Source organism: Actinomadura sp. DC4 (genome assembly GCF_030406325.1).
Classification (GTDB): Bacteria; Actinomycetota; Actinomycetes; order Streptosporangiales; family Streptosporangiaceae; genus Actinoallomurus.
Map to the genome: position 1 here is coordinate 132370 of NZ_JAUEQY010000016.1, position 19337 is coordinate 151706.

Genomic DNA, 19337 nt, shown 5'->3' on the forward strand with positions numbered 1-19337 from the left:
CAATGACCGATATGGGTGCCGTCGATCTGCCGGAGCCGCGCATCGGGCCGGCGAGCAAACTCGCCCCGAAGCCGGTCAAGTTCGTGCTCAACTGGGGACGCAGATACTCTCTGTGGGTCTTCAACTTCGGCCTGGCCTGCTGCGCGATCGAGTTCATCGCGACCTCGATGTCGCGGCACGACTTCATCCGGCTGGGGGTGATCCCGTTCGCGCCCGGCCCGCGGCAGGCCGACCTGATGGTCGTCTCCGGCACGGTCAGCGACAAGATGGCGCCCGCGGTGAAGCGCCTCTACGAGCAGATGCCCGAGCCGAAGTACGTCATCTCCTTCGGCGCGTGCTCCAACTGCGGTGGCCCGTACTGGGACTCCTACTGCGTGACCAAGGGCGTCGACCAGATCATCCCGGTCGACGTGTACGTCCCGGGCTGCCCGCCCCGGCCGGAGGCGCTGCTGCACGGCATCATCCGCCTGCAGGAGAAGATCGCCACCGAGTCGCTCGGCGGCCGGTACGCCGAGCCTGGCGAGTCGGTGGCGCCCCCACCCGAGGTCAAGGCCAAGGCGCCGACGCCGGCGGTCTTCCGCCGGCCCCTCGTGCTGCCGCCGGTCCCGGAGCCGGAGGAGATCGAGGCGGCCGAGGAGTCGACGCAGAGCCTGGCCCTCCCCGAAGCCGAAGCCGTGGCCGACGTCGTACGGGCGCGTGACCTCTCGCCCGCTCAGCAGGAACAGGTCGAGGCGGCGGAGGAGACAGTGGAGGTCCCGGTGCCCCAAGAACCGGTGGCTGAGGAGACGCAGCAGCTCCCGCCCGCCGAGGAGCCCGAGGGCGAGTCCGCCTCGGCCGAGACGCAGCAGATCGCCCCGCTCCCCGACACCGCCGAGAGGGGCGCTGAGGAGACGCAGGTGCTCCCGCCCGCCGACGAGGTCCAGCGCCTCGCCGAGGAGGCGGAGGCGGCGGAGGAGCCGGTGTCCGAACGCACCGCGGGCACCAACCAGCTCCCGCACGCCGACGAGGTCCGGCGCGAGGCCTCGGCCTTCGAGGACACCCAGGAGTACGTCCCGGGCCAGGAGGCCACGCTCCAGGACGCGATCCCCAAAGAGGCGACCGAGGCGACGCGGCGGGACCTGCCGTCCGCCGAAGAGGTGCGCAAGGCCGCCGAGGAGAGACAACCTCCCCGCCGCCGGGGCGCGCGGCTGAGAAAGTTCGCCGAGCCGCCGCCGGTCGACGCGCTCGACGACCCCGACATCATTCCGGGACTCCGCGATGACGATTGAGCTGTCCGTGGCGTGGTCGCGGCGGTTCGGCGACGAGGTGCACAGCGAGGACACGTTCGGTCTGCTCACCGTCGACGTGCCGCCGGACCTGTGGACCGAGTCGCTGGCCTTCGCCCGCGACGATCTCGAGTGCGGCTACTTCGACTGGCTGACCGCCGTCGACGAGCTGGAGGACGGGTTCGCGATCGTGGCGCACGTCTACTCCCTGCCCCAGGGCCACCACCTGCTCGTACGCACGCGGGTGCCGCGCGAGGACCCGCGCCTCGCCACCGCGACCGGCGTCTACCGCGGCGCGAACTGGCACGAGCGCGAGACGTTCGAGATGTTCGGCGTGCTCTTCGACGGGCATCCGGACCTCAAGCCGCTGCTGCTGCCGGACGGGTTCGAGGGGAATCCGCTGCGCAAGGAGTTCGTGCTGGCCGCCCGGGTGGCCAAGCCGTGGCCGGGCGCGAAGGAGCCGGGCGAGTCCGGGCACGGCGCGCCGAGCCGCCGCCGCATGCTGCCGCCGGGCGTCCCGCAGGACTGGGGACCCGCCGCCCGCCAGGCCGCCGCCGAGCGTCCCGCGCGCCGGCGCGAGCGCGGCATCAGCCCCGAGGGCGGCGACGATGTCTGACCTGGCGATCACCGCGATCAAGCTCCTGCTGGTCGTGGCGGCGTTCCTGGTGCTGCCGCTGATCGTCGGGCAGGTCGAGCACAAGGTGATGGCGCACATGCAGGGGCGCCTCGGCCCGATGTACGCGGGAGGCTTCCACGGCTGGGCGCAGCTCGTCGCGGACGGGGTGAAGTTCGCCCAGAAGGAGGACGTCGTCCCGGCCGCCGCCGACCGCCGGATCTTCACGCTCGCCCCGGCGGTGGCGCTGATCCCGTATCTCATCGTGCTGATCGTGATCCCGGTCGGGCCGGGCGGCCAGGTGGGCGTCTCGCTCGACCCGGGGCTGTTCTTCGCCCTGGCCATGATCGGCGTCGCGGTGCTCGGCGCGCTCATGGCCGGCTGGTCGAGCGCGAACAAGTACAGCCTCCTCGGCGGCATGCGCGTCGCCGCCCAGCTGCTGTCCTACGAGCTGCCGATGGTCCTGGCCGCCTCCTCGGTGGCGATGGCCGCGGGCACCCTCAACCTGTCCGGGATCGTCGACCACTGGGAGTGGTGGTGGCTGCCGTGGCAGGCGGTCGGCGGAGCGGTCTTCTTCATCGCCGGCCTGGCCGAGCTGCGCCGCCCGCCGTTCGACATGCCGGTCGCGGACAGCGAGATCATCTTCGGCCCGTACACGGAGTACACCGGCCTGCGGTTCGCGTTCTTCCTGCTCGCCGAGTACGCCGGCATCGTCGTGCTGTCGGCGCTGACGACCGTGCTGTTCCTCGGCGGGTGGAAGGGCCCGGTGCTCGACACGCAGCTCGGCTGGCTGTGGACGCTGATCAAGGTGATGTTCCTGTCCTTCGTGGTCATCTGGCTGCGGGTCAGCTACCCCCGCATGCGCGAGGACCAGCTGCAGAAACTCGCCTGGGCCGGCCTGGTGCCGCTCGCCCTCGCCCAGCTCGCCCTGACCGGGGTGATCAAGCTCGCCATCGCCTGAGCCCGGTCAGGTCCAGTACGTGTCGTGGCGGAGGTAGAACTCCTCCCACTCCTCGGGGGTGAGCTCCCGGCGGCCGGCGCCGACGTCGGCGAGGGTCTCGAAGTAGTCCTCGCGCGGCGCGCCGGGGGCGAAGAGGATGAGCATCGACGCCGGCTCGCCCGACTCGTTGCGGAACGCGTGGATTCCGCCCTCGGGGACGTACAGGAAGTCGCCGGACGTCGTGTCGATCCACTTATCGCCGTTGAAGAGCCGTACGGTCCCGGACAGCACGAAGAACGACTCGGAGATCGTCTTGTGGAAGTGCGGTGACGGGCCGCTGGGCTTGGCGGCCATGTCCCAGCGGTACAGGCCGAACTGCCCGTTCGTGGACGCGCCGGTGGCGAGGTAGCTCGCCGATCCGCCGGAGGTGTAGCGCAGTTCGGGCGCCGTGCCGGCCGGCCGGTACACCGCGCTGATCTCGCCGGCGTCGCCGTCGTAGCGGGGCTCGGGGTAGGACATGCGAAGGCTCCTCTCAGCCGCCCGTGAGTGTGCGGCTCACCGAGAATATGATCACCGCGACGATCGCCGCGGCGTACGCCGCCGTCGTCCAGGCGATGACGCGGGTGCGGCGCGGCTCGCTCATGTCCCGGAACGACAGCAGCCACGCGAGGCCGGGCAGCACCAAGATGCCGTGCATGGTCACCGCGTGGACGGGCTTGAGAAAGCCGCCGGCGGAGTAGGCGGCCTGCTGGTGCCCGGTCCGGACGAGGATCACGCCGCGCGCGATCATGATCGCTCCGCTGGCCAGGGCGACGAGCAGCGTGACGAAGCCCGCGCGCAGCGCCAGCCGGGTGCTCTCCGGCACGCCGGCGTTCGGCCCGAACGCCCGTACCGTCAGCGTCACCAGCACCACGATCAGTACGCCGCCGCCCACGGCCAGGAGCATCGAGATCACCGTGTTGAACGGCGTCTCCATGTCGAAGTGCGACGGGACGTGCCGCCACGCCTGCAGGTCGATCATCGCGGTCTCGGCGACGCAGGCGGCGGCGAAGACCCCGAGGAGCGCCGTACGGGCGCGGTCGCCGATCCGCAGGTACGACGCGACCCAGGCGATCGTGATCAGCGTCAGCCCGAACGACAGGCCGAACGTGACCGGTTTGCGCCAGGAGACCGGCCCCTCCCAGGGCCCGCCGTCGACCGCGAAGACGGCGAGGTGGAACAGCCCGGAGACGATCAGCGCCGCCCCGATCGCGTGGCAGACGCGATCCACCCGCCGTCCCTCGGTCCAGAACGACCACAGCGAGACGAGGACCCCCGGCGCCGAGCGAGCGGTGATGGAGTGCATGAGCCGGCCGTCCCTTCCGCGTCCCGCACGATGGAAACGCTTAGACATCTAAGCATGAGATGTCTAAGCGAGTCCAACGTGGGAACGGGCGGAGGTCGGCCGACGCACACCGCGGCACTGTTCGCCGGGGAACGGTTGTTCGGCGTGTTGAACCGGACGATCGAGTGCCGGGACGTGACGGTGTCGCTCGAGACCGCCCGTTCCTTCGGTGGTGGTGCCGCCGCCAATGCGGCCGTTGTTGTTGGTGAGCCGGCTCGCGATGACCGTGACGGTGCGATGGCGTCCGACGCGCGCCGGATGGCCGTTCCCGGACCGCCCACAATGGTGAGATCCGCGTTGATGATCGGCAGTGCGTCCGTGCCCACCGCCGGCGTGGTGATCGCGTAGATGCAGTTCGGGGCCGGCCGGAGTACGGCCCTGCCGAGCTCGTTGGCCGTGTTGATCGCCGAGACGAGCGTGGTCGAACTGCGCGGGACGTGGAAGAAGCGCACGTGCGGAACGGAGGCCATGTTCCTGTGGACATAATCCTCGCAGGTGAAGAATTGTCTTGATCACTGCGCAATAAAGTGCACGCTACCTCGCGGCGGGACATATATTCACCCGGCAATTCCAATGAATCGGAAGGCTCCCGGCGCGTCCTCCGCGGCCCGGCCGTCCTTCCGTCCCGCCGGGTCGGACGGAGGGTCTGGAAACCTCAGGTCGGTCACGTCCGTCAGAGAGGGTGTGAATCACTTTCGACCGGGACCGCCGTACGATCGCCGTATGGCCTGGCCTGGTCCGCCCCCGCCGCCGCGGCCCCCCATGCGGCCGCCGGCAGGGCCGCCCTTTCCGGTTCCGCCGACACCGCCGTCGGACGGGCGTGCCTGGGCGATGGTGCCGCTCCTGACCGGCGGCTTCGGCGCCCCCGCCTCATTCCTGTACGCCGCCCTGTGCCGTCGCTCCGCCTCGCTCGGCGGGGCCGCGGTCCTCTACTCGGCGGGCGTGATCGGCGGCTGCGCCGGCCTGGTCGAGGGCAACGACGGCCCGGCCGTGCTCGGCCTGCTCCTGCTCATCCTCACCTGGACGCTCAGCACGGTGCACGCGCTCGTCGCCCGCCCACGGCTCTACCCCCCGACCACCCCCCGCGACCAGATGAACCAGCGCGCCGTCGAGATGGCGCGCCACCGCCGCTCGCTCCGCGAGGCCGCGCGCAAGGTGGTCTCCGAGGACCCGGTCCTCGCCCGCGAGCTGCGCATCGGCCGCCCGGACCTCCTGCCGCGCTCGTTCGACGACGGCGGCCTGGTCGACGTCAACCACGTGACGCCGGAGGTGCTGAGCCGGCTGCCCGGCCTGACGTACGAGATGGTCGACCGGATCATGCAGGTCCGCACCCACAGCGGCGGTTTCGTCTCCGCCGAGGAGCTCGTCGTGCACTGCGACCTGCCGCCGTCCGTCGTCTCGGAGATCGCGGAGTACGCCCTGTTCACCCGGTGAGCCGGGGTGGGGCGGTCCGAACCCCGGCGTTCGTGCTGCCACGATCGACCCCAGGGCGCCGGTCGGCGAGCATGGGAGGGTCCGTCGCCGAGCGAAACCGGGGTGCCGCCGATGAGCCGGGTCAAGCTCGGCGCCGTGCTGCGAGCGCCGTTCGGCCGCCGCGCGTGGGCCGAGATCCTGTACGTGGTCGTGAGCACGCCCCTCGCGGTCCTCGGGTTCGTCTACGCGATCGTGACGCTGGTCCTGGGCACCGGCCTGGCCGTCACCGCCGCCGGGTTCCCGCTGCTGGCCGCCGGCCTGGGCGGCGCCCGCCGGATCACCTCGCTGCACCGGCGGCTCGCCGCCCGCCTCCTCGGCGAGCACCTGGAGGCCCCCGCACGCCCGCGCGCGGGATCGGGGCTCCTCGGCCGGCTGCAGGTCCGGCTCGGTGACGCGGCCGGCTGGCGCGCGCTGTGCTACCTGGTGCTCAAGCTCCCCATGACGCTCATCCACCTCTACGTCCTGCTGGTCACCTGGGAGTGGGGCGTGTTCGCGCTCACCTATCCGGCGCAGCACGCCCTCGGCATCAACCAGAACAGCGTGGGCATCCACATCAACGGCTTCGTCTTCGACAGCCGGCCCCGCCAGCTGCTGGTGTCCGTCTTCGGCCTGGCGCTGATCGTCCTCGGCCCCTGGGCCCTGCGCCTGTCGCTGATCACGGACCGCATCCTGATGCGCTGGCTGCTCGGCCGGCGTGGGCTGGCCGAGCGCGTACGCGACCTGGAGGAGACGCGGGCCCGCGCGGTCGACGACGCGGCGGCCACCCTGCGCACCATCGAACGCGACCTGCACGACGGCGCGCAGGTCCGGCTGATCGCGCTGACGATGCAGCTCACGATGGTGCGCGACGCGGTTGCCGACGACAATGCCCGCGCGCTGGTCGCGACCGCCCAGGCGACCGCGAGAGAGGCCATCGCGGAGCTTCGCGAGCTCGTACGCGGCATCCACCCGCCCGCGCTCGACCACGGCCTGGACACCGCGCTGGCCACGCTCGCCGCCCGCAGCGCCGTGCCCGTCGAGCCGAGCATCGAGCTGGCGACCCGGCCCACCGCGGCGATCGAGTCCATCGCCTACTTCTGCGCCGCCGAGCTCCTGGCCAACGTCGCCAAGCACAGCGGCGCCACCCGGGCCTGGCTCTCGCTCACCCAGTCCGACGGCCGGCTGCGGCTGCGCGTACGCGACGACGGCTCCGGCGGCGCCGTCCCCGGCCCCGGCTCGGGCCTGTCGGGCCTGCAGGACCGCGTACGCACGGTGGACGGGCGGCTGGACGTCGCCAGCCCGCCGGGCGGCCCTACGGTGGTCACCGTCGAACTCCCATCGCACGCCTGAGGGCCACTCCATGCGCATCGTGATCGCCGACGACGCCGCCATCCTGCGCGACGGCCTCGCCCACCTGCTGACCGCGCGCGGCCACGAGGTCGTCGCGAGCGTCGGTGACGCGCGGGGCCTCCGGGTGGCCGTCGACGGCCACCGGCCGGACGTCGCGGTGATCGACATCCGGATGCCGCCCACGCACACCGACGAGGGCCTGCGGGCCGCGATCGAGCTGCGCCGCGACCATCCGGGCCTGGGCATCCTGCTGTTCTCCCAGTACGTCGAGACGCGCTACGCCACCGACCTGCTGGCCGGATCGCCTGCCGGGGTCGGCTACCTGCTGAAGGAGCGGGTCGGCGACATCGACGACTTCGTGGACGCCCTCCACCGCGTGGCCTCCGGCGGCACGGCGCTGGATCCCGAGGTGGTCGGCCACCTGCTGAACGCCGGCCGCCAGGGCGTCGGCGCGCTGACGCCGCGTGAGCGCGAGGTGCTGGGCCTCATGGCCGAGGGGCGTACGAACGCGGCCATCGCCAAGACCCTCGTCGTGTCCGACCGCGCGGTGGAGAAGCACATCGCGAACATCTTTCTCAAGCTCGGGCTGGCCCCTTCCGGCGACGACCACCGCCGCGTACTGGCGGTCCTGCGTTACCTGGGTGCCTGACCCGGCCGCGACGCGCCGCCGCGACAGGGGCTCCGGTTTGCCAACGCGCCCGGATAAGCAATCATGGTGCGCGTGGCACGCCTACCCGGAACCGGCCTGGCAAAGGGCCTCGCGGTCACGCTGCGTACGATGACCCGGCGTTCCATCACGCGGCAGTACCCCGAGGTTCAGCCCGACCTGCCACCGCGCAGCCGCGGGGTCATCGCGCTGTTCGAGGAGAACTGCACGGTCTGCATGCTGTGCGCACGCGAGTGCCCGGACTGGTGCATCTACATCGACTCCCACAAGGAGACGCTGCCGGCGCCCGAGGGCGGACGGCCGCGGGCCCGTAACGTGCTCGACCGGTTCGCCATCGACTTCGCCCTGTGCATGTACTGCGGGATCTGCATCGAGGCCTGTCCCTTCGACGCGCTGTTCTGGTCGCCGGAGTTCGAGTACGCCGAGTACGACATCGCCGAGCTGACCCACGAGCGCGACCGGCTGCGGGAATGGATGTGGACGGTGCCTCCGCCGCCCGCCCACGACCCTCACGCGGAGCCGCCCAAGGAGCTTCCCAAGGAAAGCCGGGAGGCCCGGTGACCGCGGTGGACATCGTCATCGCGGCGCTCGGCGTGGTCGCCGTCGGTTCGGGGATCATGGTCGTCAGCACCCGCCAGCTCGTCCACGCGGCCCTCTGGCTGGTCGTCTCGTTCGGCGCGCTGGCCGCCTCGTACGTCGTGCTGGCCGCCGAGTTCGTCGCGTGGGTGCAGGTGCTGATCTACGTCGGGGCCGTCGTGGTCCTCCTGCTGTTCGGGATCATGCTGACCCGCGCGCCGATCGGGCGCTCGGACGACCTGGACTCGGGCAACCGGATCGTCGCGCTGGTCGTGGCCGTCGCCACGGCCGCCGTCCTGGTCACCACGCTCGCTCGCGGCTTCCGCGACGCGTACTTCCCGATCAAGGCCCGGGTCGGCAGCGGGTCGTCCGGTGCGCTGGGCGCGGCCCTGTTCCGCACGTGGGTGCTGCCGTTCGAGGCCCTGTCGGTGCTGCTGCTGGCCGCGCTGATCGGCGCGATCGTGCTCTCGCGGTCCGATATCGGCCCCGAGGCGGCCGTGGAGGATCCCGAGCCAAGTGAGCGCCCGCGGCCCCGCGTCACCCCGCCGCTGGTGCGGCGGCGCAACCGGACCGCCGACGACGAGGACACGATCGTGTTGTCCCGGATCGATGAGGACCTCCTCTGATGCACCTCATCTATCCGGTGGTCATCTCCGCGCTGCTGTTCTCGGTCGGTGTGTACGGCGTGCTCGCCCGGCGCAACGCCATCCTCGTCCTGATGTCGGTCGAGCTGATGCTGGGCGCCGTCAACCTCAACCTCGTCGTGTTCGACATGCGGTGGGCCGACCGGCTGCACGGCGGCCAGGTCCTCACGCTTTTCGTGATCGTGATCGCGGCGGCCGAGGTCGGGCTCGGCCTGGCCCTCGTGCTCCTGATCTACCGCAACCGCAACACGGTCGACATCGACCGGCTGCGGACGCTCGGCGAGAGCGCAGAAGAAGGAGTTCGCCGGTGATCGTCCTGGCGGCCGTCGCGGTCCTGCTGCCGTTCGCCGCCGCGTTCATCGGCATGATCTTCGGGCACACGATCTCGCACCTGCTGACGCCGCTCGCCCGCCGGCTCCGCCGTCCCACGCCGGGCACGTCGGCGGGACGGGCCCGCGGCCTGGCCCGGCGGCTGCCGGCCAACGGCCCGGCCCTGGTCGCGGTGCTGCCGATCGCGGCCTCCACCGTCCTCACCGCGGTGATCGCCGTCGCGCAGTGGCAGGACCCGAAGGTCCGTACGGGCACGCTCACGCTCGTCCGGACCGGCGGTGTGCCGTTCGGCGTCGGGCTCGACGTCGACGGGCTGTCCGCGGTCGTGGCGCTGATGGTCTGCTGCGTCGCGCTCGCCGTGCAGATCTACTCCGTCGCCTACATGCGCGACGACCCGCGCTACTCCTCCTACGCCGCGTTCATCTCCCTGTTCACCGCGGCGATGCTGCTCGTCGTGCTGTCGGGCGACCTGCTCGTGCTGTACGTCGGCTGGGAGGTCATGGGCGTGTGCTCCTACTTCCTGATCGGCCACTACTGGCACGACCGGGCGACCTCGCGCGCGGCGGTCAAGGCCTTCCTCGTGACCCGCCTCGGCGACGTCGGCTTCCTGTTCGGCATCTTCGTCCTGGGCATGGGCGCGCACTCGTTCAACGTCCGGACCGTCCTCGCGCACGTGCCGCAGATGTCGCAGACCACGCTCCTCGCGGGCACCCTCCTGCTGCTGTGCGGCGTGGCGGGCAAGAGCGCGCAGTTCCCCCTGCACACCTGGCTGCCGGACGCGATGGCCGGTCCGACGCCGGTCAGCGCGCTGATCCACGCCGCGACGATGGTCGCGGCCGGCATCTACGTCGTCGCCCGCCTCTACCCGGCGTTCCTGTACGCCCCGCGCTCGCTGGCCCTTCTCGGGCTGATCTCCGCGATCTCGATGGTCGGCGCCGCGCTGGCCGCCCTCGCCCAGGAGGACCTCAAGCGGGTCCTCGCCTACTCGACGATCAGCCAGCTCGCGTACATGGCGGGCGGCCTGGCCGTCGGCACCCGCGACGGCGCGCTGTTCCACCTGCTCGCGCACGGCGCGTTCAAGGCGCTGCTGTTCCTCGGCGCGGGCTGCGTGATCGTCGCGGTCGGCTCGAACATGCTCGGCGCGATGGGCGGCCTGCGGATCGCCATGCCGGTGACGTTCTGGTCGATGACGGTCGGTTTCGCGGCGCTGGCCGGCCTGCCGCCCGCCAGCGGCTTCTTCAGCAAGGACGCGATCCTGTCCCAGGCCTGGCACACCGCGCAGCGGCAGGGCCCCGGCACCGCCGTAGCCGGTCACCCGGCCGAGGGCATCCCGGCCTGGACCGGCTGGCTCGTCCTCGCCGCCGGGCTGCTCACCGCGGCGATCACCGCCGCGTACGCCACGCGCACCTGGCTCGTGGCGTTCTTCGGCGAGCGGCGGTCGCCCGGCGACGCACGCGAGGCGCCCGGCCTGATGCGCTGGCCGGTCGCGGCGCTGGCGATCCCCGCGCTGGTCCTCGGCTTCCTCGGGCTCGGCAGCGACCACCTGAGGCCCGAGCTCGGCATGGCGATCGTCTCCCTGCTGTTCGTCCTGGCCGGAGGCGGTGGCGTGTTCCTGGTCTGGAACCGCGACCCGGCGCTGGACCCGGTCCGGCTGCTGGGCCGGACCCGCCCGCTGCTGATGGACGGCTTCCTCGTGGACGCCGTCTACGACGCCCTGATCGTGCGGCCGGTGCTGGCGCTCGCCCGGCTCGTCCTACGGGCCGACGCGCGGGTGGTCGACGCGGCCGTCGAGGGCACGGGACGGGGCGCGCGCGGGCTGGGCGGCCTGCTGCGCCGGACCGAGAACGGCAACCCCCAGACGTACGTCTCCGGGGTCCTGGCGGGAGTGGTGATCATCGTTCTCGCGGTGGTGGTACTCACATGATCCTGGTCGCGATGCTGGCCGTGCCCTTCCTCGGGGCGCTGCTGACGATGATCTCGCCGACGGGGAGCCAGCCGCGGCTGACCCGGCTGGCGCGGCTGCACGGCCTGTTGTTCTCCGCGGTCACGCTGGTGCTGGCCCTCGTGGCGGCGGCGACGTTCGACTACGGACGGCGCGGCCCGCAGCTCGGCGTGAACCACGAGTGGGCGGCCTCCATCGGGCTCCGCTTCCACCTCGGGGTGGACGGCATCTCCCTGCCGCTGATCGTGCTGACCGCGGCGCTGACCTTCCTGTGCATGGTCTACACGGCGCGGGTGCTGCCCGCGAGTGACGAGGCCGGCGTGGCGTCCGCCCGCGGCCTGGTCGGGCTGATGCTGATGCTCGAGGTCGGCATGCTCGGCACCTTCGTGTCCCTCGACCTCGTGCTGTTCTTCGTGTTCTTCGAGGTCGTCCTCATCCCGATGTACTTCGTGATCGCCTACTGGGGCGGCAGCCCCGGGAGGCGCGAGCGCGCGCGGGCCGCGGCGACCAAGTTCATCCTCTACACGCTGCTGGGCTCCGGCTTCCTCCTCGTCGGCATCCTGCTGATCGCGGTCCACGCGCACACGCTCGACATGACGACGCTCGCCACCCGGCACGGCGCCGGCCTGTCCCACGGCGTGCAGCTCACGGCGTTCGCGCTGCTCGGGATCGGGTTCGCGGTCAAGACGCCGATGTGGCCCCTGCACACCTGGCTGCCGGACGCGCACACCGAGGCGCCCACGGTCGGATCGGTGCTGCTGGCCGGCGTGCTCCTGAAGATGGGCACGTACGGCTTCATCCGCATCGCGGTCCCGGCCGCCCCGGAGGGCGCGAAGACGCTCGCGCCCGTGCTCGGCCTGCTCGCCGTCGTCGGGATCATCTACGGCGCGCTCGCCTGCCTCGCGCAGCGCGACCTGAAGCGCATGATCGCCTACTCCTCGATCGGCCACATGGGCTTCGTGCTGCTCGGCATCGCGACCCTCACGCCGGTCGGGCTCAACGCCGCGCTCTTCGGCAACGTCGCGCACGGCCTGATCACCGGCCTGCTGTTCTTCATCGCGGGCTCGATCAAGGAGCGCTACGGCACCGGCGACCTGGACGCGCTCGGCGGCGGCATGCTCGCCAAGGCGCCCTACCTCGCCTCGATCCTGACCTTCGCCTCGGTGGCGAGCCTGGGCCTGCCCGGCCTGGCCGGTTTCTGGGGCGAGATGCTGGCGCTGCTCGGCGCGTACCAGCCGCACGCCGGCCTGCCGCGCGCGACGTTCGTGACGTTCATGGCGCTGGGCGGCCTCGGCGCCGTGCTCACCGCCGCGTACTTCCTGCGGATGCTGTCGCGCCTCACCCACGGCCCGGTCTCCGAGCGCTGGGTGCGCACGAGGTTCGCCGACGTGCGCTCGTACGAGCTGCTCGCCTGGACCCCCCTCATCACGGCGACGCTGTTCATCGGGCTGTGGCCGAAGACGCTCCTCACCCTCACCGACGGCGCCGTACGCGTGCTCCTGGGGGGCCGATGACCGAGCGAAGCGAGCGAATCGACGAGCACGCTCCCCTGGTCACTCCTCCGACGAAGGAGGATTCATGATCCAGTCGATCGACTACCTCGCGCTCCTGCCGACGCTGATCGTCGCGGTCGGCTCGATCGTGGTGCTGCTGGCGGACGCGTTCGGGCTGTCCCGGCGGCTGATCGGGCTCCTGACCCTGGTCGCGCTCGTCGCTGCGACCGTCGCGCTCGCGCCCGCTCACGGCCGTACGACCTTCTGCACCGGAAGGTCCTGCTCCTACGCCGCCGACGACTTCGCCACGCTCTTCCAGGCGATCGTGCTGCTCGCGGCGGTCGTGGTCGTCCTGCTGTCGCACGGGGAGATGCGGCGGTCGGCGTTGCCGGCCGGGGAGTACCACTTCCTGCTGCTCGCCGCGCTCGCCGGCGCGCTGCTGCTGGCCGCAGGGCGTGACCTGATCACGCTCGTCGTCGCGCTGGAGACGCTGTCGCTACCGGTGTTCGCCCTCGTGGCCCTGCGCCGGCACGACGGGGTGGCGAGCGAGGCGGCGCTCAAGCTCTTCCTCGTGTCCGTCGTGTCCTCGGCCGTCACGCTGTTCGGCATCAGCCTGGTGTACGGCGTGACCGGCGCGATGTACCTCGACCAGGTGGCCACCGGGCTCGCGCACCTGCCGCCGGACCTCAAGCCGGTCGCGGCGGCGGGCATCGTCGCGGTGATCGCCGGGTTCGGCTTCAAGGTCGCCGCGGTGCCGTTCCACTTCTGGGCGCCGGACGTCTACCAGGGCGCGCCGCTGCCGGTCGCGGCGTTCCTGTCGGTCGTGTCGAAGGCGGGCGGCTTCGCCGGCCTGACCGTGATCCTCACGGTCGGCTTCTGGCCGATGGGCGGCACCTGGGGCCCGCTGCTGGGCGTGCTGGCGGCGGCCACGATGACGCTCGGCAACCTCCTCGCGCTCCGGCAGCGCGACGCCGTACGACTGCTGGCGTGGTCGTCGGTGGCGCAGTCGGGCTACATGCTGGCTCCGCTGGCCGGCGGCTCGCGGGTCCGCCCGCACGACTGGATGACCGCCACGGCGGCCTACGTCGCGATGTACGCGATCATGAATATCGGGGCCTTCGCGGTGGTGACCGTCGTGGCGCGCCGCGGTCGGCGGCAGCTCGCCGACTACCGCGGACTGGCCCGATCCAACCCGGGCACCGCCACGGCGCTCGCGTTCTTCCTCATCTGCCTGGCGGGCCTGCCGCCGGGCGTCATGGGGCTGTTCGCCAAGGTGGTGGTCTTCCGCGCCGCGATCGGCGGGGCGGCCACCTGGCTCGCGGTGGTCATGGCGGTGAACACCGTGCTCGGCCTCTACTACTACCTGAGCTGGGCGGCACGGCTCTTCGCGCCGGCCGAACGGCCCGGGACCATTCGGGTCGGCCGTGCCGCGGGCATCGCCATCGCGGTGTCCCTGGCCGGGGCCGTCGTCGTTTCCGTCGCTCCCGAGCTGGTTCTCCACGCGGCGGCGCTCGCTGTTCCCTGAATCTCGTTCGGGAACATTTCTCCTGGTCAGCCCGTTGGATAAGGGGGACTCTGGGGAGGGTGTCTAGGTGCGGTTCAATGGCGTCCGTACAACGGTCCTGCTCGTCGCGCTCTCGGCGCTGATAGTCCTGGTAGGCGGCGCGCTCGGCGGGCGTACCGGCCTGTTCGTCGCGGTTCTGATAGCGCTCGTCACCAACGGCGTCGCCTATTTCGCGAGTGACCGGATCGCCCTTTCGGCAATGCGCGCGCGGCAGGTCAGTGAGGTCGAACAGCCCGCCATTTACCGAATCGTCCGCGAACTCTCGACCGCCGCGCGCCGCCCGATGCCGCGGCTGTTCGTCTCTCCGACCACGGCGCCCAACGCCTTCGCCACCGGCCGCAACCCGCGCAACGCGGCGGTCTGCTGCACGATGGGCATCCTGGAGATCCTCGACGAGCGCGAGCTGCGCGCGGTGCTCGCGCACGAGCTGTCCCACGTCTACAACCGCGACATCCTGATCTCCTCGGTGGCCGGGGCGCTGGCCGCGGTGGTCACCTTGGCGGCCAACCTCGCGTGGTTCCTGCCGTTCGGCAACTCCGACGACGACGACGGCGGCATCGTCGGCGCGCTGCTGCTGCTCATCCTCGGCCCGCTCGCGGCGGCGATCGTGCAGCTGGCCATCAGCCGCACCCGCGAATACCAGGCGGACGCCTCCGGCGCGCAGCTCAGCGGCGACCCGCTGGCCCTGGCGTCGGCCCTGCGCGAGATCGAGGCCGGCACCCGCCGGCTGCCGCTGCCCGAGGACGGGCGGCTCGCCTCGGTCGGCCACCTGATGATCGCCAACCCGTTCCGCGGCGAGGGCGTCGTACGCCTCTTCTCCACCCACCCGCCGATCGGCGAGCGCATCGCCCGCCTGGAGCAGATGGCCGGCTACCGCCGCTGACGCCGGTCAGACGGTGATGGCGACCTTGCCCCGGGCGTGGCCGCGCTCGACGTAACGCAGCGCCTCGGGGATCTCGGCGAACGGGTACGTCCGGTCGATGACGGGTGTGACCTGCTCCTTGTCCATGAGCTCCGCCAGGATCCGCAGGTCCCCGGAGTTGGGCTTCCAGCTGACCGTGGCGATGCGGTGGCCGACGAAGGGGGCGGCCAGCGCTCCGCGAAGAACCTGCGTCGCCGGGCCGAGCAGGCCGCCACGGGCCGCGGCGATGCCGCCCACGATCACGAGCGTCCCGCGGGAGGTCAGGGAGCGCCGCAGCTCCGCCAGCGACCGGTTGCCCACGTTGTCCAGGAGCAGGTCGTACCGCCCCTCCCGCTCGGTGAAGTCCTCGCGCGTGTAGTCCACGACGTCGTCCGCGCCCAGGGAACGGACCAGTTCGACGTTGCGGGTGCTGCACACGCCGGTGACCTCGGCTCCGAACGTCTTGGCGAGCTGGACGGCGAACGTGCCGATGCCGCCGGAGGCCCCGTTGACGAGAACCCGCTGTCCGGCCGAGATCCTCCCCACGTCGCGCAGCCCCTGCAGTGCGGTGTGCGCGGCCATCGACACCGAGGCCGCCTGTTCGAAGGTGAGACGGGCGGGCTTTTGGGCCAGCCTGTTCTGCGGGACGGCTACGGTCTCGGCGAACGAGCCCAGCCGGACCTCTCCGAAGACCTCGTCGCCGGGTCGGAGCCCGGTCACCTCCTCGCCCACCCGCTCGACGACGCCGGCGAGGTCGGCGCCGAGGACCAGGCCCGGTTTCGGCCGCCGTAGGCCGACGCTCAGCCGTACGAGCTTCGGGTCGGCTCGCATGTGGCGCCAGTCGTAGGGGTTGACGGACGCCGCCCGTACTCGCACGAGCACTTCGTCCCCGGCGATGCCAGGTTCGTCGACGTCTTTGAGAGTCAGCACGTCAGGCGGGCCGTAACGGTCCCAGCTCCAGGCTTTCACGGCGTCTTTCTCCTTCTCGTACGACGTAAGGTAATCATACGCCGTAAGGCTATCGTACGGCGTAAGGAAGTCAAGGTCGGAAAAAGAGGTGAGACGTCAGGCGGTGGCGGCGCGGCGCCGTTCCAGCCCTTCGAGGATCAGGTCGAGCGCGAACTCGAACTCGAACTGGTCGTCACAAAAGCCCAGGGTGCCGTCCGGGTCGTCGTGGATGGCGTCCGCCAGCATCCCGACGATGTTCGGGAACCGGTCGGCCATCTGCTCCATCATCGCGGCGGCCTCGGCGTTCGCGTTCTGGCCGCTGTCGGGCTGGAACAGCTCCTGGGCGAACCCGAGGGCACGGCTGCCCAGGACGTGCAGCGCGCGGTGGGCCAGGTCGAAGGAGAACCCGCCCGCCCGGAGGATGGCGATGACGTGGTCGAAGTAGGCGATGACGAACGGGCTCGTGGTGGTGCGGGTCTCGAGGACCTGCGGAGCCCAGCGGTGGCGAAGGAAGACCTCACGGGCGGCGAGGATCCGCGCGCGCAGCGCCGCCTGCCAGTCCTCCTCCGGGGACGGAGCCTCGACCCCGTCCACCGCCGCCATGATCTCTCCCAGGATCACCTCGACGACGCCGTCGAAGACGGCCTCCTTGTTGGCGACGTGGTGGTACAGCGACATCGCCTCGACCCCGACCTCCTGCGCGAGCCGGCGCATGGTGAGCGCGTCGAGACCGTCACGGTCGGCGAGCCCCACGGCGGCGCGGAGCACCCGCCTCCGGCTCAGCGGAACACGGGGCTGCTCGGTCGACTCGTCGGCGTCGGTCCACAGGGTCACGGATCTTCCTCCCGGCGCACTCTACCCGTACACGGTAAGTCTGCCCCGGTCCGAGCTCACTGCCGGTTGACGGCGCGGGTGACGCCGGCGACGACCGTCGTCGCCAGGACCCAGCCGGCCGCGATCAGCAGGTACGCCAGCCACTGGTACGCGCCGTGCGGGTTGAAGGCCTTCTCCTGGCCGAAGTCGATGATCGGCAGGAGCAGGTCGAGGGTGTAGACGGCCGCGTGGAAGTCCGGTCCCTTGGCAGGTTCGGCGGCCTGCGGGTGGTGCAGCCCGTACACGACAGTGCCGGCGACCAGGAGGGCCACGAGCCAGGCCATCGCCCGGGTCGGCCGGAACCCGTACCCGACCGTGGCGTCCTGGACGTGCCCCCAGGCCTTGGCGTACCAGGACAGCGTCCTGCGGTGGCGGCGCTGCTTGGCGAGCTGTACGGCACGCGCCCCGGCGTCGTCGCCGATCCGTCGGTACGCGGCGGCGAGCTGTTCGTACGCGTGCGGCACGTAGCCCTCGTCGTCGCGCTCAAGGAGTTCCAGCCGCTCGCCGGCGGCCAGCGCGGGGGCGAGCGAGCCGTACGTGAGGCCGTCGATGCGCACGCGGTCCGGCCACACCTCCGGAGTGGCGTGGATGAGCTCGAACGTGGAGCGGCGCAGGTTGACCAGGCCATCGATCGGGGCGGCGTCGCGCAGCCACAGCTCGCCCGCGGTGCAGCTGCTGGCCCGCAGCGCGACGCCGCCGGGGCTGGACAGGCGCGCGCCGGTGAGGTCGACCTGGCCGGGAAACGTGGAGCCGCGCAGGCTGACCCGGCCCGTCGCGCGGAGCCGTCGCGCGCTGAGGTTGGAGCCGATGGTGAGGCTCTCGGCCTTCAGCGCCGTCCCTGCGGAGGCGTCCAGGGTGGCGTCGTCCAGGGTGATCGCGCCGGCGACCCGGGCGCCGTTCAGGTCGACCTCGCCCTGGACGGTCAGGCCCGGGGCCCAGAGGTCGTCACCGATGACGGCTTGGTAGAGCTGGAGGGCGGCGGTCTTGTCCCCGCCGAGGTGCGCGCGGTCGAGGAAGACGGCTCCGGAGATCTTCGCGCCGCCGAGCTGGATCTCGCCGGGGACGCGGCAGTCGGTGAGGCGCAGCACGCCGCCGACCTGGAGGGTGGCGGCGGTCAGGCCCGGCAGCCAGGACTCGCTGAGGTTGAGCTGGCGGAGCTTCGCGCCGTAGAGGACGGGGGCCTTCTCGAAGTGGCAGCCCCACAGGCGGATCGCTTGCTCGGCCGTGGCGTACTGCAGGTCGAGCGTGCCGGTGACACGGGCGCCGGAGAGGCGGAGCGCGGCGACCTCGCCCTCCCCGGCCGGGACGCCGAGCAGCAGCGCTCTGAGCACCTTCGCCCGTACGGTCCGCTCCGGTCCCCAGTCGCCGCCGTGCTCCGGTTCGTCGCCGGCCTGGCGGAGGTCGACTACCGCGCCCGTCGGGAACGCCCGCCACAGCCGGCGCTCGGCGGGGGTCAGGTCGGTGATCTCCATCGGCCGGACCTTCTCGCGCCCGCGGTCACGCTGTCAACGCACGGCTCAACGGACGTCCAGGACCGCCTTCCCGCGTACGCGCCGGGACAGCAGCGCGTCCGCGGCCTCCGCCGCCCGCTCCCACGGGCCGCGCCAGCCGATCTGCGGGTCGAGCCCGCCGTCGGCCAGTAGCCCGGCGAGGTAGGCGAGGTCGGGGCCGAACGGCGTACGTACGGTGAAGGGCTCCAGCCGGCGCCCGCCGCCGCGCAGGCGCTCGGCCTCGAAGTCGATCGTCGTCGCCTCCCCGGATGCCTTGCCGATGCTCTGGAGGCTCCCGCCCTCTTCGAGGAGGGCGAAGGCCTCGGCCAGTAGGGGGCCGCCGACGTTGTCGAGGACGCCGAAGACCGGTTCGGCGAGGTCGGCCAGGCCGGAGATGACCTCCGCGGCGCCGAGTTCGGCCAGTCCCTCTCCGCGCGAGGCGCAGGCCACGACCTCGGCGCCCGCGCGCGCCGCGAGCTGGACCGCGAACCGGCCGACGCCGCCCGAGGCCCCGGTGACGAGCACCCGCCGGCCGAGCACCGCGCCCAGCCGCCGTACGGCCTGGAGCGCGGTGACCCCCGCGACCGGCAGCGTGCTCGCGGCGCCGAGGTCCACCCCGTCGGGCACGACGGCGAGGTCGGCGGTCCCCGCGGCGCGCAGCTCGGCCCAGCCGCCGTTCCAGCCGAACGTCGTGACCCTCGCGCCGGGCGGCGGACCGGAGCCGTCGGCGGCGGCCGTGATCACCACCCCGGCCGCGTCCCAGCCCGGGAACGTCCCGTACGCGAGTTCGCCGAAGTTCAGCGAGATCGCGTGGACCTCGACCAGAGCCTGGGAGTCGCTGGGCGTGGGTTCGTCCACCTCGGTCAGACGGAGTCCGTCGACGAGTGCGCGCATGGGGCGGTCCT

20 protein-coding genes are annotated in these 19337 nt (G+C 72.0%); 14 read left to right on the forward strand and 6 right to left on the reverse strand.

Annotation, left to right across the window (positions count from 1 at the left end; genetic code table 11):
* Nucleotides 1-11: 11 nt before the first annotated feature.
* The 3 genes from nuoB to QWU11_RS25690 are packed head-to-tail and all read left to right on the forward strand — an operon-like array spanning nucleotide 12 to nucleotide 2839.
* Nucleotides 12-1268: an NADH-quinone oxidoreductase subunit NuoB gene (nuoB, locus tag QWU11_RS25680; protein ID WP_290116962.1), complete on the forward strand. Its 1257-nt coding sequence runs from the start codon at nucleotides 12-14 to the stop codon at nucleotides 1266-1268.
* Entirely contained in the window at nucleotides 1258-1881 is a 624-nt protein-coding gene (locus tag QWU11_RS25685) for an NADH-quinone oxidoreductase subunit C (protein WP_290116963.1), read from the forward strand. Before nuoB ends, QWU11_RS25685 begins: the two co-directional genes overlap by 11 nt.
* Entirely contained in the window at nucleotides 1874-2839 is a 966-nt protein-coding gene (locus QWU11_RS25690) for a complex I subunit 1 family protein (protein ID WP_290116964.1), read from the forward strand. The genes QWU11_RS25685 and QWU11_RS25690 overlap by 8 nt, the downstream gene beginning before the upstream one ends.
* A gap of 6 nt (nucleotides 2840-2845) precedes the next feature.
* Here QWU11_RS25690 and QWU11_RS25695 read toward each other — a convergent pair whose 3' ends face one another.
* Together QWU11_RS25695 and QWU11_RS25700 are read right to left on the reverse strand one after the other, a co-directional pair.
* Nucleotides 2846-3337: a cupin domain-containing protein gene (locus QWU11_RS25695; RefSeq protein WP_290116965.1), complete on the reverse strand. Its 492-nt coding sequence runs from the start codon at nucleotides 3335-3337 to the stop codon at nucleotides 2846-2848.
* 13 nt (nucleotides 3338-3350) lie between these two features.
* Nucleotides 3351-4163: a hypothetical protein gene (locus tag QWU11_RS25700; RefSeq protein WP_290116966.1), complete on the reverse strand. Its 813-nt coding sequence runs from the start codon at nucleotides 4161-4163 to the stop codon at nucleotides 3351-3353.
* Between the two features lie 78 nt (nucleotides 4164-4241).
* Between QWU11_RS25700 and QWU11_RS25705 the strand changes: the two genes are divergently transcribed.
* The 11 genes from QWU11_RS25705 to htpX all read left to right on the forward strand — a co-directional run bounded on the left by QWU11_RS25705 (nucleotide 4242) and on the right by htpX (nucleotide 15103).
* Entirely contained in the window at nucleotides 4242-4550 is a 309-nt protein-coding gene (locus QWU11_RS25705; RefSeq protein WP_290116967.1) for a hypothetical protein, read from the forward strand.
* A 483-nt stretch (nucleotides 4551-5033) separates the two neighbouring features.
* A complete protein-coding gene (locus QWU11_RS25710) occupies nucleotides 5034-5636 on the forward strand; it encodes a helix-hairpin-helix domain-containing protein (RefSeq protein WP_290116968.1) in 603 nt (200 codons plus the stop codon).
* 111 nt (nucleotides 5637-5747) lie between these two features.
* Nucleotides 5748-7004: a sensor domain-containing protein gene (locus tag QWU11_RS25715; protein ID WP_290116969.1), complete on the forward strand. Its 1257-nt coding sequence runs from the start codon at nucleotides 5748-5750 to the stop codon at nucleotides 7002-7004.
* Nucleotides 7005-7014: 10 nt separating this feature from the next.
* Nucleotides 7015-7653: a response regulator transcription factor gene (locus QWU11_RS25720; protein WP_290116970.1), complete on the forward strand. Its 639-nt coding sequence runs from the start codon at nucleotides 7015-7017 to the stop codon at nucleotides 7651-7653.
* 72 nt (nucleotides 7654-7725) lie between these two features.
* Nucleotides 7726-8232, forward strand: coding sequence for an NADH-quinone oxidoreductase subunit I (locus QWU11_RS25725; protein WP_290116971.1), 507 nt, complete (start codon nucleotides 7726-7728; stop codon nucleotides 8230-8232).
* Nucleotides 8229-8873, forward strand: a complete 645-nt coding sequence (locus QWU11_RS25730; protein WP_290116972.1) for an NADH-quinone oxidoreductase subunit J — start codon at nucleotides 8229-8231, stop codon at nucleotides 8871-8873. The genes QWU11_RS25725 and QWU11_RS25730 overlap by 4 nt, the downstream gene beginning before the upstream one ends.
* A complete protein-coding gene (gene nuoK, locus QWU11_RS25735) occupies nucleotides 8873-9202 on the forward strand; it encodes an NADH-quinone oxidoreductase subunit NuoK (RefSeq protein ID WP_290116973.1) in 330 nt (109 codons plus the stop codon). Before QWU11_RS25730 ends, nuoK begins: the two co-directional genes overlap by 1 nt.
* Entirely contained in the window at nucleotides 9199-11145 is a 1947-nt protein-coding gene (locus tag QWU11_RS25740) for an NADH-quinone oxidoreductase subunit L (RefSeq protein WP_290116974.1), read from the forward strand. Before nuoK ends, QWU11_RS25740 begins: the two co-directional genes overlap by 4 nt.
* Nucleotides 11142-12677 carry an NADH-quinone oxidoreductase subunit M gene (locus tag QWU11_RS25745; RefSeq protein ID WP_290116975.1) on the forward strand — a complete coding sequence of 512 codons (1536 nt, stop codon included), beginning with the start codon at nucleotides 11142-11144 and terminating at the stop codon, nucleotides 12675-12677. The genes QWU11_RS25740 and QWU11_RS25745 overlap by 4 nt, the downstream gene beginning before the upstream one ends.
* Nucleotides 12678-12741: 64 nt before the next feature.
* Complete coding sequence (locus QWU11_RS25750) at nucleotides 12742-14181, forward strand: NADH-quinone oxidoreductase subunit N (RefSeq protein WP_290116976.1); 1440 nt, start codon at nucleotides 12742-12744, stop codon at nucleotides 14179-14181.
* Between the two features lie 67 nt (nucleotides 14182-14248).
* Nucleotides 14249-15103 (forward strand): zinc metalloprotease HtpX, encoded by an 855-nt coding sequence (gene htpX, locus QWU11_RS25755; protein WP_290116977.1) that lies wholly within the window; start codon nucleotides 14249-14251, stop codon nucleotides 15101-15103.
* Nucleotides 15104-15109: 6 nt separating this feature from the next.
* Here the strand turns inward: htpX and QWU11_RS25760 are convergent, their stop codons facing one another.
* From QWU11_RS25760 to QWU11_RS25775, 4 genes are all read right to left on the reverse strand, one after another.
* On the reverse strand, nucleotides 15110-16090 hold the full coding sequence (locus tag QWU11_RS25760) for an NAD(P)-dependent alcohol dehydrogenase (RefSeq protein ID WP_290116978.1): 981 nt from the start codon (nucleotides 16088-16090) through the stop codon (nucleotides 15110-15112).
* Nucleotides 16091-16186: 96 nt separating this feature from the next.
* Nucleotides 16187-16903 carry a TetR/AcrR family transcriptional regulator C-terminal domain-containing protein gene (locus tag QWU11_RS25765; protein ID WP_290116979.1) on the reverse strand — a complete coding sequence of 239 codons (717 nt, stop codon included), beginning with the start codon at nucleotides 16901-16903 and terminating at the stop codon, nucleotides 16187-16189.
* 56 nt (nucleotides 16904-16959) lie between these two features.
* Nucleotides 16960-18414, reverse strand: a complete 1455-nt coding sequence (locus tag QWU11_RS25770; RefSeq protein WP_290116980.1) for a hypothetical protein — start codon at nucleotides 18412-18414, stop codon at nucleotides 16960-16962.
* Nucleotides 18415-18459: 45 nt separating this feature from the next.
* A complete protein-coding gene (locus tag QWU11_RS25775) occupies nucleotides 18460-19326 on the reverse strand; it encodes a zinc-binding dehydrogenase (RefSeq protein WP_290116981.1) in 867 nt (288 codons plus the stop codon).
* Nucleotides 19327-19337: the final 11 nt, after the last annotated feature.

Bases quoted from the DNA above. Each gene is read 5' to 3' on its own strand.
- QWU11_RS25710 (WP_290116968.1), top strand. From the start codon at position 5,034: ATGGTGCCGCTCCTGACCGGCGGCTTCGGCGCCCCCGCCTCATTCCTG.
- QWU11_RS25700 (WP_290116966.1), bottom strand. From the start codon at position 4,163: ATGCACTCCATCACCGCTCGCTCGGCGCCGGGGGTCCTCGTCTCGCTG.
- nuoK (WP_290116973.1), top strand. From the start codon at position 8,873: ATGCACCTCATCTATCCGGTGGTCATCTCCGCGCTGCTGTTCTCGGTC.
- nuoB (WP_290116962.1), top strand. From the start codon at position 12: ATGGGTGCCGTCGATCTGCCGGAGCCGCGCATCGGGCCGGCGAGCAAA.
- QWU11_RS25770 (WP_290116980.1), bottom strand. From the start codon at position 18,414: ATGGAGATCACCGACCTGACCCCCGCCGAGCGCCGGCTGTGGCGGGCG.
- QWU11_RS25745 (WP_290116975.1), top strand. From the start codon at position 11,142: ATGATCCTGGTCGCGATGCTGGCCGTGCCCTTCCTCGGGGCGCTGCTG.
- QWU11_RS25750 (WP_290116976.1), top strand. From the start codon at position 12,742: ATGATCCAGTCGATCGACTACCTCGCGCTCCTGCCGACGCTGATCGTC.
- QWU11_RS25775 (WP_290116981.1), bottom strand. From the start codon at position 19,326: ATGCGCGCACTCGTCGACGGACTCCGTCTGACCGAGGTGGACGAACCC.
- QWU11_RS25720 (WP_290116970.1), top strand. From the start codon at position 7,015: ATGCGCATCGTGATCGCCGACGACGCCGCCATCCTGCGCGACGGCCTC.
- QWU11_RS25690 (WP_290116964.1), top strand. From the start codon at position 1,874: ATGTCTGACCTGGCGATCACCGCGATCAAGCTCCTGCTGGTCGTGGCG.
- QWU11_RS25715 (WP_290116969.1), top strand. From the start codon at position 5,748: ATGAGCCGGGTCAAGCTCGGCGCCGTGCTGCGAGCGCCGTTCGGCCGC.
- QWU11_RS25695 (WP_290116965.1), bottom strand. From the start codon at position 3,337: ATGTCCTACCCCGAGCCCCGCTACGACGGCGACGCCGGCGAGATCAGC.
- QWU11_RS25685 (WP_290116963.1), top strand. From the start codon at position 1,258: ATGACGATTGAGCTGTCCGTGGCGTGGTCGCGGCGGTTCGGCGACGAG.